This is a genomic window from Acidovorax sp. FJL06 (assembly GCF_003852545.1).
GTDB lineage: Bacteria > Pseudomonadota > Gammaproteobacteria > Burkholderiales > Burkholderiaceae_C > Acidovorax.
In genome coordinates this window covers 89,910-103,419 of record NZ_QAJR01000010.1, presented here as the reverse complement: position 1 = coordinate 103,419, position 13,510 = coordinate 89,910, and the positions used below count along the sequence as shown (strand labels likewise).

12 protein-coding genes and 1 tRNA gene are annotated in these 13,510 nt (G+C 66.3%); 5 read left to right on the top strand and 8 right to left on the bottom strand.

What is annotated here, in order from left to right; all coding sequences use genetic code 11:
• Nucleotides 1-19 precede the first annotated feature (19 nt).
• Complete coding sequence (gene ffh / locus DBV10_RS06000) at nt 20-1,399, top strand: signal recognition particle protein (RefSeq protein WP_124511572.1); 1,380 nt, start codon at nt 20-22, stop codon at nt 1,397-1,399.
• A 132-nt stretch (nt 1,400-1,531) separates the two neighbouring features.
• Here the strand turns inward: ffh and miaB are convergent, their stop codons facing one another.
• From miaB to DBV10_RS05965, 7 genes are all read right to left on the bottom strand, one after another.
• Nucleotides 1,532-2,875: a tRNA (N6-isopentenyl adenosine(37)-C2)-methylthiotransferase MiaB gene (miaB, locus tag DBV10_RS05995; protein ID WP_124511570.1), complete on the bottom strand. Its 1,344-nt coding sequence runs from the start codon at nt 2,873-2,875 to the stop codon at nt 1,532-1,534.
• Nucleotides 2,876-2,982: 107 nt separating this feature from the next.
• A complete protein-coding gene (locus tag DBV10_RS05990; RefSeq protein ID WP_199740049.1) occupies nt 2,983-3,435 on the bottom strand; it encodes a hypothetical protein in 453 nt (150 codons plus the stop codon).
• Between the two features lie 137 nt (nt 3,436-3,572).
• Nucleotides 3,573-3,649: transfer RNA gene (locus DBV10_RS05985), tRNA-Met, on the bottom strand.
• A gap of 26 nt (nt 3,650-3,675) precedes the next feature.
• Complete coding sequence (locus DBV10_RS05980; RefSeq protein ID WP_124511568.1) at nt 3,676-4,455, bottom strand: enoyl-CoA hydratase; 780 nt, start codon at nt 4,453-4,455, stop codon at nt 3,676-3,678.
• Nucleotides 4,456-4,519: 64 nt separating this feature from the next.
• The gene (locus tag DBV10_RS05975; RefSeq protein ID WP_124511566.1) at nt 4,520-6,355 is read right to left on the bottom strand and encodes a M61 family metallopeptidase; all 1,836 of its coding nucleotides are present in this window, start codon (nt 6,353-6,355) and stop codon (nt 4,520-4,522) included.
• Between the two features lie 46 nt (nt 6,356-6,401).
• Complete coding sequence (locus tag DBV10_RS05970; RefSeq protein ID WP_124511564.1) at nt 6,402-7,133, bottom strand: DsbC family protein; 732 nt, start codon at nt 7,131-7,133, stop codon at nt 6,402-6,404.
• A 55-nt stretch (nt 7,134-7,188) separates the two neighbouring features.
• Nucleotides 7,189-8,322 carry an FAD-dependent monooxygenase gene (locus tag DBV10_RS05965; RefSeq protein WP_124511562.1) on the bottom strand — a complete coding sequence of 378 codons (1,134 nt, stop codon included), beginning with the start codon at nt 8,320-8,322 and terminating at the stop codon, nt 7,189-7,191.
• Between the two features lie 93 nt (nt 8,323-8,415).
• On the opposite strand from DBV10_RS05965, the gene DBV10_RS05960 reads away from it, so the two are divergent.
• From DBV10_RS05960 to DBV10_RS05945, 4 genes are all read left to right on the top strand, one after another.
• Nucleotides 8,416-9,288 (top strand): MOSC domain-containing protein, encoded by an 873-nt coding sequence (locus DBV10_RS05960; protein WP_124511560.1) that lies wholly within the window; start codon nt 8,416-8,418, stop codon nt 9,286-9,288.
• A gap of 83 nt (nt 9,289-9,371) precedes the next feature.
• Nucleotides 9,372-10,466 (top strand): redox-regulated ATPase YchF, encoded by a 1,095-nt coding sequence (gene ychF, locus DBV10_RS05955; protein ID WP_124511558.1) that lies wholly within the window; start codon nt 9,372-9,374, stop codon nt 10,464-10,466.
• A gap of 110 nt (nt 10,467-10,576) precedes the next feature.
• On the top strand, nt 10,577-11,455 hold the full coding sequence (gene rarD / locus DBV10_RS05950) for an EamA family transporter RarD (protein ID WP_124511556.1): 879 nt from the start codon (nt 10,577-10,579) through the stop codon (nt 11,453-11,455).
• Nucleotides 11,456-11,675: 220 nt separating this feature from the next.
• A complete protein-coding gene (locus tag DBV10_RS05945) occupies nt 11,676-12,869 on the top strand; it encodes a diguanylate cyclase (protein WP_233589815.1) in 1,194 nt (397 codons plus the stop codon).
• 43 nt (nt 12,870-12,912) lie between these two features.
• Here the strand turns inward: DBV10_RS05945 and DBV10_RS05940 are convergent, their stop codons facing one another.
• A complete protein-coding gene (locus DBV10_RS05940) occupies nt 12,913-13,395 on the bottom strand; it encodes a YqaA family protein (protein WP_124511552.1) in 483 nt (160 codons plus the stop codon).
• Between the last annotated feature and the right edge of the window lie 115 nt (nt 13,396-13,510).

The window sequence follows — 13,510 nt, the reverse complement described above, 5'->3', positions numbered from 1 at the left end:
AATACCGGAACTTCCCCCTATGGCCTCCGCACTTACCGACAAACTCTCGCGCCTCGTCAAGGAGATGCGTGGCCAGGCCCGCATTACCGAATCCAATGTGCAGGACATGCTGCGCGAGGTGCGCATGGCGTTGCTGGAGGCCGACGTGGCCCTGCCGGTGGTGCGCGACTTCATCGCCCGCGTGAAGGACAAGGCGCTGGGCCAGGAGGTGCTGGGCTCGCTCAAGCCGGGCCAGACGCTGGTCTCCATCGTCAACCGCGAGTTGGCCGCCACCATGGGGGAGGGCATCTCGGACATCAACCTGGCCGCGCAGCCTCCGGCCATCATCCTGATGGCGGGCCTGCAGGGCGCCGGCAAGACCACCACCACGGCCAAGCTGGCCAAGCACCTGATCGAGAAGCGCAAGAAGAAGGTGCTCACCGTCTCGGGCGACGTGTACCGCCCTGCGGCCATCGAGCAGCTCAAGACCGTCACGAAGCAGGCGGGTGCCGAGTGGTTCCCCAGCACGCCGGACCAGAAGCCCTTGGACATCGCGCGGGCCGCGCTTGACTACGCCAAAAAGCACTACTTCGACGTGCTGCTGGTCGACACCGCCGGCCGCCTGGCCATCGACGAGGCCTTGATGAAGGAAATCAAGGACCTGCACGCCACCCTGAACCCGGTCGAGACCTTGTTCGTGGTCGATGCCATGCAGGGCCAGGACGCGATCAACACCGCCAAGGCCTTCAAGGAGGCCCTGCCCCTCACCGGCATCGTGCTCACCAAGCTTGACGGCGACTCGCGCGGCGGTGCAGCGCTGTCGGTGCGACAGATCACCGGTGCGCCCATCAAGTTCGCGGGGGTTTCGGAAAAGATCGACGGCCTGGAGGTCTTCGACGCCGAGCGCCATGCGGGCCGCATCCTGGGCATGGGCGACATCGTGGCGCTGGTCGAGCAGGTCACGGCCGGCGTGGACCTGGAGGCCGCGCAGAAGCTGGCCGCCAAGGTCAAGAGCGGGGACGGCTTCGATCTCAACGACTTCCTGTCCCAGATCCAGCAGATGAAGCAGATGGGGGGGCTGTCCAGCCTCATGGACAAGCTGCCGTCCCAGCTCACGGCCAAGGCCGGTGCGGTGGACATGGACAAGGCCGAGAAGGACATCCGCCGCAAGGAAGGCATCATCCAGAGCATGACGCCGCTGGAGCGCCGCAAGCCCGACCTCATCAAGGCCACGCGCAAGAAGCGCATCGCCAACGGAGCGGGGGTGCATGTGCAGGAGGTCAACCGCCTGCTCAAGGAGTTTGAGCAGATGCAGGGCATGATGAAGAAGATGAAGGGCGGCGGCCTCATGAAGATGATGAAGCGCATGGGCGGCATGAAGGGCCTGGGCGGTGGCGGCATGCCCAAGATGCCGTTCTGATGTTTTGAGGGTTTCGGCCTCTTGCGCTTGTGCAGTAAGCGGTAGATGCTATAAAAATATGAGCAAACAAAAAACCGGCAAGCTGCCGGTTTTTTGTTGGGCGGCCGGGCCTGCGGCGTGAGGCGGTCCGCCTCAGGCGGCGAAGGCTGCCTCGCGCACCAGCACTTCGCCACGCAGCGTGTAGGCCTTGGCCTCGGTGATGGTCACATCCACCATCTGGCCCACCAGGCGGGGCTGGCCCACGAAATTGACCACGCGGTTGCACTCGGTGCGGCCCATCAGCTCGGTGGCATCGCGCTTGGAGGCGCCTTCCACCAAAATGCGCTGCACCGTGCCCACGCGGCTTTCGCTGATGGACTTGATGTTGGCGTTGATGACGCCCTGCAGGTGCTGCAGGCGGCGCAGTTTCACGTCGTGCGGCGTGTCGTCGTGCAGGCCGGCGGCAGGCGTGCCGGGGCGGGGGCTGAAGATGAAGCTGAAGCTGTTGTCGAAGTGGATGTCGTCGATGAGCTTCATCATCTTGTTGAAGTCGTCTTCTGTCTCGCCCGGGAAGCCCACGATGAAGTCGCTGCTCATGGCCAGGTCGGGGCGGATGGCGCGCAGCTTGCGCACCGTGCTCTTGTATTCCATGGCGGTGTAGCCGCGCTTCATGGCCATCAGGATGCGGTCGCTGCCATGCTGCACGGGCAGGTGCAAATGGCTGGCCAGCTTGGGCAGCTTGGCATAGGCCTCGATCAGCCGGGGCGTGAACTCGTTGGGGTGGCTGGTGGTGTAGCGGATGCGCTCGATGCCCGGGATGTCCGACACGTATTCGAGCAGCAGCGCAAAGTCGGCGATCTCCGCCGTGCCGCCCATCTTGCCCAGGTAAGCGTTCACGTTCTGGCCCAGCAGGGTGATTTCCTTCACGCCCTGGTCGGCCAGGCCCGCCACTTCGACCAGCACATCGTCAAACGGGCGGCTCACCTCCTCGCCCCGGGTGTAGGGCACCACGCAGTAGCTGCAGTATTTGCTGCAACCTTCCATGATCGACACAAAGGCACTGGCGCCCTCGACGCGCGCGGGCGGCAGGTGGTCGAACTTCTCGATCTCGGGGAAGCTGATGTCCACCTGGGGTTTGTCCAGCCGCTCGCGCTGGTTCAGCATCTCGGGCAGGCGGTGCAGGGTCTGGGGGCCAAACACCACGTCCACATAGGGCGCGCGCTTGATGATCTCGGCGCCTTCCTGGCTGGCCACGCAGCCGCCCACGCCGATCTTCACGCCCCGCGCCTTCAGGTGCTTGATGCGGCCCAGGTCGCTGAAGACTTTCTCTTGCGCCTTTTCGCGCACGGAACAGGTGTTGAACAGGATGAGGTCGGCCTCGTCCACGTTCTGTGTGGGCTCGTAGCCCTGCGCGGCATTGAGCACGTCGGCCATCTTGTCCGAGTCGTACTCGTTCATCTGGCAGCCGAAGGTTTTGATAAAGACTTTTTTGGCCATGGCAATTTCGCAAAGAGCAAACGAACGCCGCTGCCGGCTGGCGGGGCGTGGAGGGAAGGGCTGTGGAGGTCGCAGGGGCGTGGCCGTTCGGGCCGCGCCGCAGGGCGTTACTTCAGGAGGGCGCCGGAGCCGGTCGTGATGTTGGTGGTGATGGCGTCGCTGCCCTTGCGCGGCTGTGCGGCCTCGCTCTCGGTCAGGATCCAGGCGGCGTGCAGCATGCCGGTGCTGGTTTCCAGCACGTAGTTGACCTTGAAGGCCTGGCCCAGCACCGTGTGCGCCATGACCAAGGTGTTTTGGGGGCTGAACAGGCGCATGCCGGGCGCAACGCGGATGGTTTGGCCATTGAGCGTGGCTTCTGCCGTGGTCGCGAAGGTCAGCGTGCCGCGCAAGGCGGCCTCGGGGAAGGGGCGGTTCATTCCCAGCCCGGCCTGCACCTGGGCGGCGGCGGGCAGGGCGGCCACCGACAGCAGTCCGCTGCAGGCCAGGGCCGCCAGCCAGGCATGCCGATGGCGGTGGGGTGATTGGGGGGCGGGTGTGGAGGCGGTGGTGCAGCGGTTCATGGTTTACATCCAGGGGCTGAAGTCACGATTTTAGGGGAGGCCCCGCGCGGGTGGTCCCCGCAGGGGCGGGCGGGCCTGCGCAGCAGGTGCCTCAAAGAAAAAACCCACAGTGCGTTGCCGCACTGTGGGTTTCGATATGGTGGTCGTAGGTGGACTTGAACCACCGACATCAGCATTATGAATGCTGCGCTCTAACCAACTGAGCTATACGACCGCAAGACCAATATTATAAAACAAAAATTATTGGTGTGTGAAGTTCGCGGCGCGTTTGTTCATGAACGCGTCCATGCCTTCCTTCTGGTCCTGGGTGGCAAACAGCGCGTGGAACAGGCGGCGCTCGAACATCACACCATCCGACAGCGTGCCTTCAAACGCCCGGTTCACCGACTCCTTGGCGGCCATCACGGCCAGTTGGGAGAAGCCCGCCACGATGATGGCGGCGCCCAGGGCCTCGTCCATGAGCTTGTCGTAAGGCACCACGCGGCTGACCAGGCCGGCGCGCTCGGCTTCGGCGGCGTCCATCATGCGGCCGGTCAGGGCCATGTCCATGGCCTTGGACTTGCCCACGGCACGCGGCAGGCGCTGCGTGCCGCCAGCGCCGGGGATCACGCCCAGCTTGATTTCGGGCTGGCCGAACCGGGCGTTGTCGGCAGCGATGATGAAGTCGCACATCATGGCCAGCTCGCAGCCGCCACCCAGCGCAAAGCCGCTCACGGCCGCGATCACGGGCTTGCGGATGGAACGGATCGTTTCCCAGTTGCGGGTGATGTAGTCGCCCTTGTAGGTATCGGCAAAGCTGTACTTGGCCATCGCGCCGATGTCGGCACCCGCTGCAAAGGCCTTTTCGCTGCCCGTGACGATCATGCAGCCGATGTTGTCGTCCGCATCAAAGGCCTTGAGGGCTGTGCCCAGTTCGTTCATCAGCTGGTCGTTCAGCGCGTTGAGCTGCTTGGGACGGTTGAGCGTGATGATGCCGACCTTGTCCGCTTCAACGCGAACCTCGATGGTTTCGTAGGCCATGAAATCTCCTGAGTGTGTGGTTTGTTATGACAGCGCAGGGAATATACCCAACCCGGCCACGCCGTCAGGCGAGCCAGCGTCCCAGCGCCGCCGCGTCGGTGGGGGTGAGGCTGATGGTGTCTGCTGCAGGCTGGGCCCGTTGCGCAGGGGCGGCTTTGCCGCGCGTCTTGGCGGTGGTGACCGCGCCAGCCTTGCTGCCGGCGGGTGAGGGCAGCGCCAAAGGCAGCCGCAGCAGGCGCCCGTCCCGGGCCACGATGGCGGTCAAGGCCGTCTCGGCGCCAGCATAAAACGCAACGTCGTCGAGCTTGCCGATGCGCCAGCCCTGCCCCTGCACTTCCAGGCCCAGCCATTCGTCGCCCGCCGCCATGCCGGCTTTTTCGGCCGCACCGCCGCGTAATACCGCCTTGATCTGCACGCTGTGGTTCTCGGCCACGCGCAGGCCCAGACGCTGGGCCAGTTGGGGGGCTTCGGCCTTGAGGGCCAGGCCGTGGACGGCCAGCAACTCGGCCAAGGGTAAATCGGCGGTGCTGTGCACCCATTGCGCCAGTTCCGCGTCGAAGGGGCGGCCGGCCAATTGCGCCAGCACGGTGCGCAGGTCGGCCTCGGCCATCGGGCCGCCTGCCGTGCGGGCCCACAGGGCGCGCATCACGGCGTCGAGCGTGGTCTTGCCTTCGTGGCGCAGGGCGAGGTCCAGGCACAGGGCCACGAGCGATCCCTTGGTGTAGTAGCTCACCGTGGCGTTGGGCGTGTTTTCGTCCTGGCGGTAGTACTTGACCCAGGCGTCGAAGCTGGCCTGGGCCACCGTTTGTACCGTCCTGCCCGGGGTTTGCAGCACCTGGTTGATGGTCTTGGTGATGAGCTTCAGGTAGGCGGCGTCGTCGATCAGCCCGGCGCGGCGCAGCAGCAGGTCGTCGTAGTAGCTGGTGAAGCCTTCGAAGAACCACAGCAGCTCGGTGTAGTTCTCCTGGGTGTAGTCGTAAGCGGCGAACTCGGCGGGGCGCAGGCGCTTGACGTTCCAGGTGTGGAAGTATTCGTGGCTGATCAGCCCGAGCAGCGTGGTGTAGCCCTCGCTGGTCCGGGGCTCGCCCTGGCGGGGCAGGTCGCGGCGGCCGCAGATCAGGGCCGTGGAGTTGCGGTGCTCCAGCCCGCCGTAGCCGTCGGCCACGGCATTGAGCATGAACAGATAGCTTTTGAACGGCGCCTTGCCCTCGGCGCCATGCCAGAAGCGGATGGCGGTTTCGCAGATCTTCTGGGTGTCGGCGAGCAGCCGTTGGCCGTCAAAGGAAGGGGCCGCGCCGGCCACCACAAACTGGTGGGGAACGCCGCAGGCCTTGAAGCGGCCCACCCAGAACGGGCCCAGTTCCACGGGGCAGTCCACCAGCTCGTCGTAGTCGGCCGCGCCATACAGGCCAAAGCCCTGCTTGTCGGTGGCCAGCGCCTGGAGCCCCGTGGCCACGGACCACTGCGCGGTGGCGGCGGTGCGGGCCATGTCCAGCGTGTGGCGCTGCTTTTCCTGGCCATGCACCTGCAGGCACAGGCTGGTGCCGTTGAAGAAGCCACGTGCGGCGTCCAGCCATGCCGTGCGCACCGAGTTGTCGTAGGCGCAGACGGTGTAGGCCAGCTCCAGGGGCTTGCCCGGCGTGCAGGCCACCTGCCAGCGGTGCTTGTCGAGCTGGGCCAGGGGCAGCGCACGCCGGCCCTGCCGCGCGGTCAGCCCCTGCAGGTTTTTGGAGAACTCGCGCACCAGGTAGCTGCCCGGGATCCAGACGGGCAGGGACAGCTCCTGCAGCGCCGCCGGGCGGGCGATGGTCAACGACACGCTGAACAGGTGCGCATGCAGGTCGGAGGGCGTGATGCGGTAGTGGACCTCTGCGGGCTGGGTGTTGCGTGGAGAAGGCATGGGGGCGTATGGCAGGGGCGTGGGCAGCGGGGCGGACGGCGCGGAATCAGTTGTTGGTGCCCGAGGCCTCGCTGCTGGCCTCGGCCAGGCGTTTTTCCACTTCCTGGGCGCCAATCGCGCCGGGCACGCGGGAGCCATTGGCAAAGATCAGCGTCGGGGTGCCGGTGATCTTGTGCTTCTTGCCGAATGCCAGGTTGCGCTGCACTGCGCTGGTGTCGCAGCTGGCCGAGGCCACGGGCTTGTCGCGCACCATTTGGTCTTGCCAGGCGCCGGCCTGGTCCTTGGCGCACCAGATGTTGCGTGATTTTTCGGCGGAATCGGGGCTCAGGATGGGGTACAGGAACAAGTACACCGTCACGTTGTCCACCTTCTGCATGTCGCGCTCGAAGCGCTTGCAGTAGCCGCAGTTGGGGTCTTCAAACACCGCCACCTTGCGCTTGCCGTCGCCACGCACGATGGTGAAGGCGTCCTTGAGCGGCAGAGCCGAGAAATCGACGGCAGTGAGCTTGGCGATGCGGTCTTCCGTGAGGTTGCGGCGCGCCTTGGTGTCGATCAGCTCGCCCTGGATCACGTAGTTGCCCTTGGCGTCGGTGTAGAACAGATCGGTGCCGATGCGCACTTCAAACAGCCCCGCCATGGGCGTGGGCCGGACCTCGTCGATCTTGTCCATCTGGGGGATGCGCTCGGCCAAAGCCTTGCGGATGGTGGCCTCCTGCGCGGTCGCGCTCAGGCTCAGGGTCATGGCAGCGATGGCCAGCAGGCGGGTGGTCAGTTTCATGGTGTTCTCGTTCAATCTCAATACCTTGCAGGGCGCGGGGCGCTTCGTCGCGTCTTCAGCGCATCCCCATCGCCCGGCGGGTCACAAAATCCTTCAGGGGGCCGCTGCGTTCAAAACCCTTCATGCCCCAGTTGCGCAGCGCCTGCCAGGGGGCTTCCTGGCGTGCAAACAACTGCTGCAGTCCGTCCGTGGCCAAGCCCATGGCGACCAGGGCCGCCTTGCGCTCGCGTTCGTAGCGCCGCAGCAGCCTCAAGTCGGCCACGCTGCGCCAGTAGTCGCGCGTGCGCAGCACCTCGGCCAGGGCCTGCACATCGGCCAGCCCCAGGTTGAGGCCTTGTCCCGCCAGGGGATGCACGTTGTGGGCGGCATCGCCTGCCAGCACCCAACTGCGGGGGGCGGCCCCCGCGGCGGGTGCACTGCCGCACCAGCGGTCTGCCTTTGCCAACTGCAAAGGCCAGGCGGCACGGTCTGCGCACAGGGTCAGTGTGCCCAGCGCCTGCTGGCTGGCGGTTTGCAGCGCTTGGCTGAAGTCTTCGGGGGTCAGGGCCATCAAGGACGCTACCTGCTCCTGTGGGACGGACCACACAACGGCCACAGAGTTCCCCTCGGCGCCATCCAGGGGCAAAAAAGCCAGGATGCCGCCGGGCAGGAACCACTGGCGGGCCACCTGGCCATGGGGGTGTTCGCAGCGCACGCGGGTGGCAATCGCGTGCTGGGCGTAGGGCGTGACCTGGAAGCTGGCGCCGAACTCGGCCCGCGTGCTGCTGGCGCGGCCTTCACAGACCACGGTCAGTGGCGCCGCCACCGGGGCCTCCACCACTTCGACCTGGGGTTGAAAGCGCACGGCCTCGGCGAGGCGGGCTTCGAGGGCGGGCACATCCACGATCCAGGCCAGCGCGTCAACGCCCTGCGGGTCGGCGTCAAACACCACGGCGCCGCCCTGGTCTCCCAGCACCTGCATTTGCCGGACGGCCGTCGCGTGCTCGGCATCGGGCCAACTGCGCAGGGATTCGAGCAACTGGCGTGACGCGGTATTCAGGGCATAGGCCCTGACGTCGGCCACGGCAGGGCTGACCGGGGCGGGGGCCGGCACCAGGGCCACTTTCAGCCGCTCGCGGGCCAACAACAATGCCAAGGTCCTGCCCACAATGCCGGCGCCGCGTATACAGATATCAAAGGTTTGGGCCATGAGGGCCATTGTAGGAGGGCTCTTGCGCCCCGATGCCGCAAGGCAGAATTGCGGCTTCTGCCCTGTTGCCCATTTCATGAGGAACCCCTGGCCGTGAGTTTCAACCCCGATTCCGATCTGTCCGGCACCATTGCGCGGCTGTTTGTGTACCCCATCAAATCCTGTGCCGGCATCGAGGTGCAGGAGGCCCTGCTCACGGACACCGGGCTGGACCTGGACCGCGCCTGGATGGTGGTGGATGCCGACGGCCTGTTCCTGACCCAGCGCGCCTTGCCCCGCATGGCGCTGATCCGCCCCCAGCTCAAGAGCGACGAAATGGTGCTGCGCGCGCCCGGCATGCTGGCCCTGCATGTGGCAGTGGACGCCGTCGAGGCCCCGGCCACCGTGACGGTGTGGCGCGACACGGTGCCCGCCTGGGACATGGGGGCCGTCGCGGCCCAGTGGTTCACCGACTTCCTGGGTCAACCCTGCCGCCTGGTGCGGTTTGACCCCGAACACCGGCGTTTGTCGAGCCTGGAGTGGACGGATGGGGTGGAGGCGCCCAACCAGTTTGCGGACGGCTTCCCCATCCTGGTGGCCAGCGAGGCCTCGATGGCGGAGCTCAATGGGCGGCTGGCCGCTGCGGGCCATGCCCCGGTGGGCATTGAGCGCTTCCGGCCCAACGTGGTGCTGGCAGGCGTCGATGCCCATGACGAAGACCGGGTGGACCTGGTGCGCGTGGACGGCGGCACGGACGGCGAAGTCCACCTGCAGCCTGTCAAGCCCTGCGCGCGTTGCCCCATTCCCGACATCGACCCGGCCACGGCGACCTCCAGCCCGGAGGTGGGCGACACCCTGCGCACCTACCGCCAGGACCCGCGCGTGGACGGCGCCATCACCTTTGGCATGAACGCCATCGTGCGCCAGGGGGCGGGCCAGGTGCTGCGCGTGGGGCAGCGCGTGGCCGCCGATTTGCGCTTCGATTGAGGGCTTGCGGGGCCTGTGAAAGAGGGCGTGCGCTGCGGCCCGTAAAATCGGTGGTTTGTCTCCGAATTCCAGAAAGCCCTGCCATGAGCCTCCAATGCGGCATCGTGGGCCTGCCCAACGTCGGCAAGTCCACCCTCTTCAACGCGCTGACCAAGGCCGGCATCGCCGCCGAAAACTACCCCTTCTGCACCATTGAGCCCAACGTGGGCGTGGTGGAAGTACCCGACCCCCGCCTCAAGCAGCTGGCCGAGATCATCACGCCCGAGCGCATCGTGCCGGCCATCGTCGAGTTTGTGGACATCGCGGGCCTGGTGGCGGGTGCCAGCCAGGGCGAAGGCCTGGGCAACCAGTTCCTGGCCCATATCCGCGAAACCGATGCCATCGTGAACGTGGTGCGCTGCTTCGAAGACGACAACGTGATCCACGTGGCTGGCCGCGTGGACCCGATCTCCGACATCGAAGTCATCCAGACCGAGCTGTGCCTGGCCGACATGGGCACCGTGGAGAAGGCGCTCAACCGCTACAGCAAGGCCGCCAAGTCGGGCAACGACAAAGATGCCGCCAAGCTGGTGGCGCTGCTCACGCGCATCCAGGCCGCACTCAACGAAGGCAAGCCCGCCCGCTCGGTCGAGATCACCAAGGAAGAGCAGCCCCTGCTCAAGTCCCTGTGCCTGATCACGGCCAAGCCCGCGATGTTCGTGGGCAACGTGAGCGAGGACGGCTTTGAGAACAACCCTTTCCTCGACCGCCTGAAGGAATACGCCGCCAGCCAGAACGCCCCTGTGGTGGCCATCTGCGCCAAGATGGAAGCCGAAATGGCCGAGATGAGCGACGAAGACCGCGACATGTTCCTGGCCGAGATGGGTCAGAGCGAGCCGGGCCTGGCCCGCCTGATCCGTGGCGCCTTCAAGCTCTTGGGCCTGCAGACCTACTTCACCGCCGGCGTGAAGGAAGTGCGTGCCTGGACCATCCACATCGGCGACACGGCGCCCCAGGCGGCCGGCGTGATCCACGGCGACTTCGAGCGCGGCTTCATCCGTGCGCAGACCATTGCCTTTGACGACTTCATCGCACTCAAGGGCGAGCAGGGCGCCAAGGATGCAGGCAAGATGCGCGCCGAAGGCAAGGAATATGTGGTGAAAGATGGCGATGTGTTGAACTTTCTGTTCAACGTGTGACCCCCATCTGACCTGCCTGTGGACCTGTCACCGGGTCCATGGCCCCGTCCCTGTCCGGCCGCTGGCTGGCAGGGATTTTTTTCGTCTACCCTTTTTTCAGCGGGCTGCCCATGAACACCGGAATCCTCTACGCCGCACTGGCTTACGTCGCCTGGGGCCTGTTTCCCCTGTATTTCCGGCAGGTGGCGGATGTGCCCTCGCTGGAGGTCGTGATGCACCGCACGCTGTGGTCGCTGGGGGTGGTGCTGGTGCTGCTGGCCGTGCGCAGGCACTGGGCCTGGCTGGCCGCCGTGGTGCGCCAGCCCCGGGTGCTGGGGGCTTTTGCACTGTCGGCCGTGCTGCTGTCCGGCAACTGGCTGACCTATGTGTGGGCGGTGCAGAACCAGCATGTGGTGGATGCCAGCCTGGGCTATTTCATCTTGCCGCTGGTGAATGTGGCGCTGGGCTTTGTGTTCCTGCATGAGCGCCCCCGCCCGGGCCAGTGGCTGGCCGTGGCCGTGGCGGCGGTTGGCGTGCTCTGGCTCACGCTGCAGGCGGGGCGCCTGCCCTGGATCGCGCTGGTGCTGGCGCTCAGCTTTGGGTTTTATGGCCTGCTGCGCAAGGTGGCGGTGCTGGGCGCGCTGGAAGGCCTGGCGCTGGAGACCCTGATGCTCGCGCCGGTGGCGGCCATGGTGCTGGGCTGGTGGGTCTGGCAAGGCCAGGGGGCGCTGGTCCAGGGCGATACGGCCACCATCGGCTGGCTGGTGCTGGCCGGGCCGATGACGGCCGTGCCTTTGCTGCTGTTCGCGGCCGGTGCACGGCTGATTCCGATGTCTACGCTGGGCATCCTGCAGTACATCTCGCCCAGCCTGCAGTTCGCCCTGGGGGTGTGGATTTTTCACGAGGCCTTCGAGCCAGCGCGCCTGGTGGGCTTTGTCTTGATCTGGGGGGCGCTGGTGGTCTACAGCCTGGAGGGATGGTGGATGCGCCAGCGCGTGGTGGCCGCCTGAGCCGGGCAAGGCGGGCGGCGGTGCTACTGGAAAACGCGCAGATTGCTTGCGTCAGTTCCACGTAAGATCGCCCGCGGCTTGGCGGGGTTGTCGGCACAGCGCTGTGCACCTGCGGCCGATCCCATCTGGCCCGCTGAACCCCGAACAAACCCAGGCCTGTGCCTGCCCCCGCATGTTCTTTGCACGCAAAAACCTGTTCTCGGCGACGGATGCCTTTCCCTTGTCCGATGTCGTTCTGGAGTTCGATGACTCATCGTCTTCGGCCTCGGCAGCCGTGCGGCCAGGGCGCCGGGCCCTGGATGGCCTGGGCCCCCGGGGGGGCTGGAATGAGCGCAAGAAGTGGTGGACCGTTGGGGGGCTGATCAGCCTCTATGCCCTGGCCCTGGGCGGTTTTTATGCCCTGGACATGGTGGCGGGCGATGCCCTGGCGGTGTTGGCCACAATGGTGGCCGTGGGGTTTGTGGCCTTCTGGGCCGTGCTGCGCGCCGACCTGGGCCAGCAGATCCGGCTGCGGCACCTGCAGCTGGCCATCGTGTCCACGTCGATCGGCGGCATGCTGGTGGTGTTCTATCTGGCCCCGGTCACGCAGATCCTTTTTGCGCCCTTTACCTTTGTGGCGGTGGCCTACGGGATTTTCACCGTGCCCCGCCGCACCCTGCTGGCCCTGACGGCCGTGGTGCTGGGGGCCTATGCGGCGGTGATCGGGCTGCACCACGCCGGGCAGCACAACGCTGCGCTGTTGCGCCTGGAGTTGCTGCACCTGCTGGCACTGGCGGTGTCGGTGCCAGCGTTCATCGTGCTCATGGGGCGGGTGCAGCACCTGTACCGCAGCCTGTACCGGGCCAGCCGCAAGATCAAGAACATCCAGGAGGACGCGCAGCGCGACACGCTGCTGGGTTGCTTCAATCGCCGCTACATCCTGGCGGCCCTGGAGGAGCAGAAACAACTCGCCGACGAAAGCGGTATCCCGCTGTGCCTGGCCGTGCTCGACATTGACCACTTCAAGCGCATCAACGACGAGCTGGGCCACCTGGGTGGGGACGAGGTGCTGCGCACCTTTGCGCGCATCGCGGAGCAGGGCGTGCGCGGGGGCGATCTGTTCGGGCGCTACGGCGGCGAGGAGTTCTTGCTGATCTTCCCCGCGACATCGCTGCTGCCCTCGCTCAATACCTGCGAGCGGATCCGCGCCCAGGTGGAGACCCATGCCTGGAGCGGCCTGCTCAAGGGCCGTGTGACGGTGTCGATCGGCGTGACGCAGTACGTGCTGGGCGAGTCGGTGCTGGAGTTCTTCTCGCGCGCGGACACGGCGATGTACATGGCCAAGGAGGGCGGCCGCAACCAGGTGGTGGTGGAGGAGCCCATCGCCAAGGGCGACTCCCTGTTGTCCGAGCACAGCGGCCACGCGTTCCTGTAGCCCGTCCGAGGGCGGGGCCCCGGGCCCTGGGTGCCTTCAGCGCCTACAGCCCCACATGCCCCGGCATCAAATACAGCAGCACCCCCGTCATGACCAGGTAGCGCAGGAACTTGCCCACGGCCATGTAGGCCAGGCAGGGCCAGAAGGGCAGTTTGAGCCAGCCGGCCACGGCGCACAGCGGGTCGCCCACCACCGGCAGCCAGCTCAGCAGGCAGGCGCGGGGGCCAAAGCGCTGGAGCCAGTTCAGCGCCCGCAGCTCGGTGGCATTGCCGCGTGCCCGGTCCACCGCCCGGTGCGCACCCAGGCCCATCCACCAGCTCACGCCACCGCCCAGCGTGTTGCCGATGGTGGCCACGGCAATGGTGGGCCAGAACAGCTCGGGGTTGAGTTTGATGAGGCCAAACACGGCGGGCTCCGAGCCCATTGGCAGCAGCGTGGCCGAGATGAACGAAACGACAAAGACCGTGCTCAGGCCGAACTGTGGCAGGGCCAGCCATTCCAGCAGCTGGTGCATCCAGATTTCCATGGGGGGAGTGTAGGGCGCGGCCCGGGCATGCCATGGGGTTGGCAGCCTGCCGGACCCGGGGAATTTGCGCATTGCCAATGGGAGGCTGCGTGGGGATAGCCACCCATGCCAGAAC

What these genes read in the sequence shown, in the direction of transcription:
- ffh (WP_124511572.1), top strand. Translation starts at nt 20, where the DNA reads ATGGCCTCCGCACTTACCGACAAACTCTCGCGCCTCGTCAAGGAGATG.
- miaB (WP_124511570.1), bottom strand. Translation starts at nt 2,875, where the DNA reads ATGGCCAAAAAAGTCTTTATCAAAACCTTCGGCTGCCAGATGAACGAG.
- DBV10_RS05990 (WP_199740049.1), bottom strand. Translation starts at nt 3,435, where the DNA reads ATGAACCGCTGCACCACCGCCTCCACACCCGCCCCCCAATCACCCCAC.
- DBV10_RS05980 (WP_124511568.1), bottom strand. Translation starts at nt 4,455, where the DNA reads ATGGCCTACGAAACCATCGAGGTTCGCGTTGAAGCGGACAAGGTCGGC.
- DBV10_RS05975 (WP_124511566.1), bottom strand. Translation starts at nt 6,355, where the DNA reads ATGCCTTCTCCACGCAACACCCAGCCCGCAGAGGTCCACTACCGCATC.
- DBV10_RS05970 (WP_124511564.1), bottom strand. Translation starts at nt 7,133, where the DNA reads ATGAAACTGACCACCCGCCTGCTGGCCATCGCTGCCATGACCCTGAGC.
- DBV10_RS05965 (WP_124511562.1), bottom strand. Translation starts at nt 8,322, where the DNA reads ATGGCCCAAACCTTTGATATCTGTATACGCGGCGCCGGCATTGTGGGC.
- ychF (WP_124511558.1), top strand. Translation starts at nt 9,372, where the DNA reads ATGAGCCTCCAATGCGGCATCGTGGGCCTGCCCAACGTCGGCAAGTCC.
- rarD (WP_124511556.1), top strand. Translation starts at nt 10,577, where the DNA reads ATGAACACCGGAATCCTCTACGCCGCACTGGCTTACGTCGCCTGGGGC.
- DBV10_RS05940 (WP_124511552.1), bottom strand. Translation starts at nt 13,395, where the DNA reads ATGGAAATCTGGATGCACCAGCTGCTGGAATGGCTGGCCCTGCCACAG.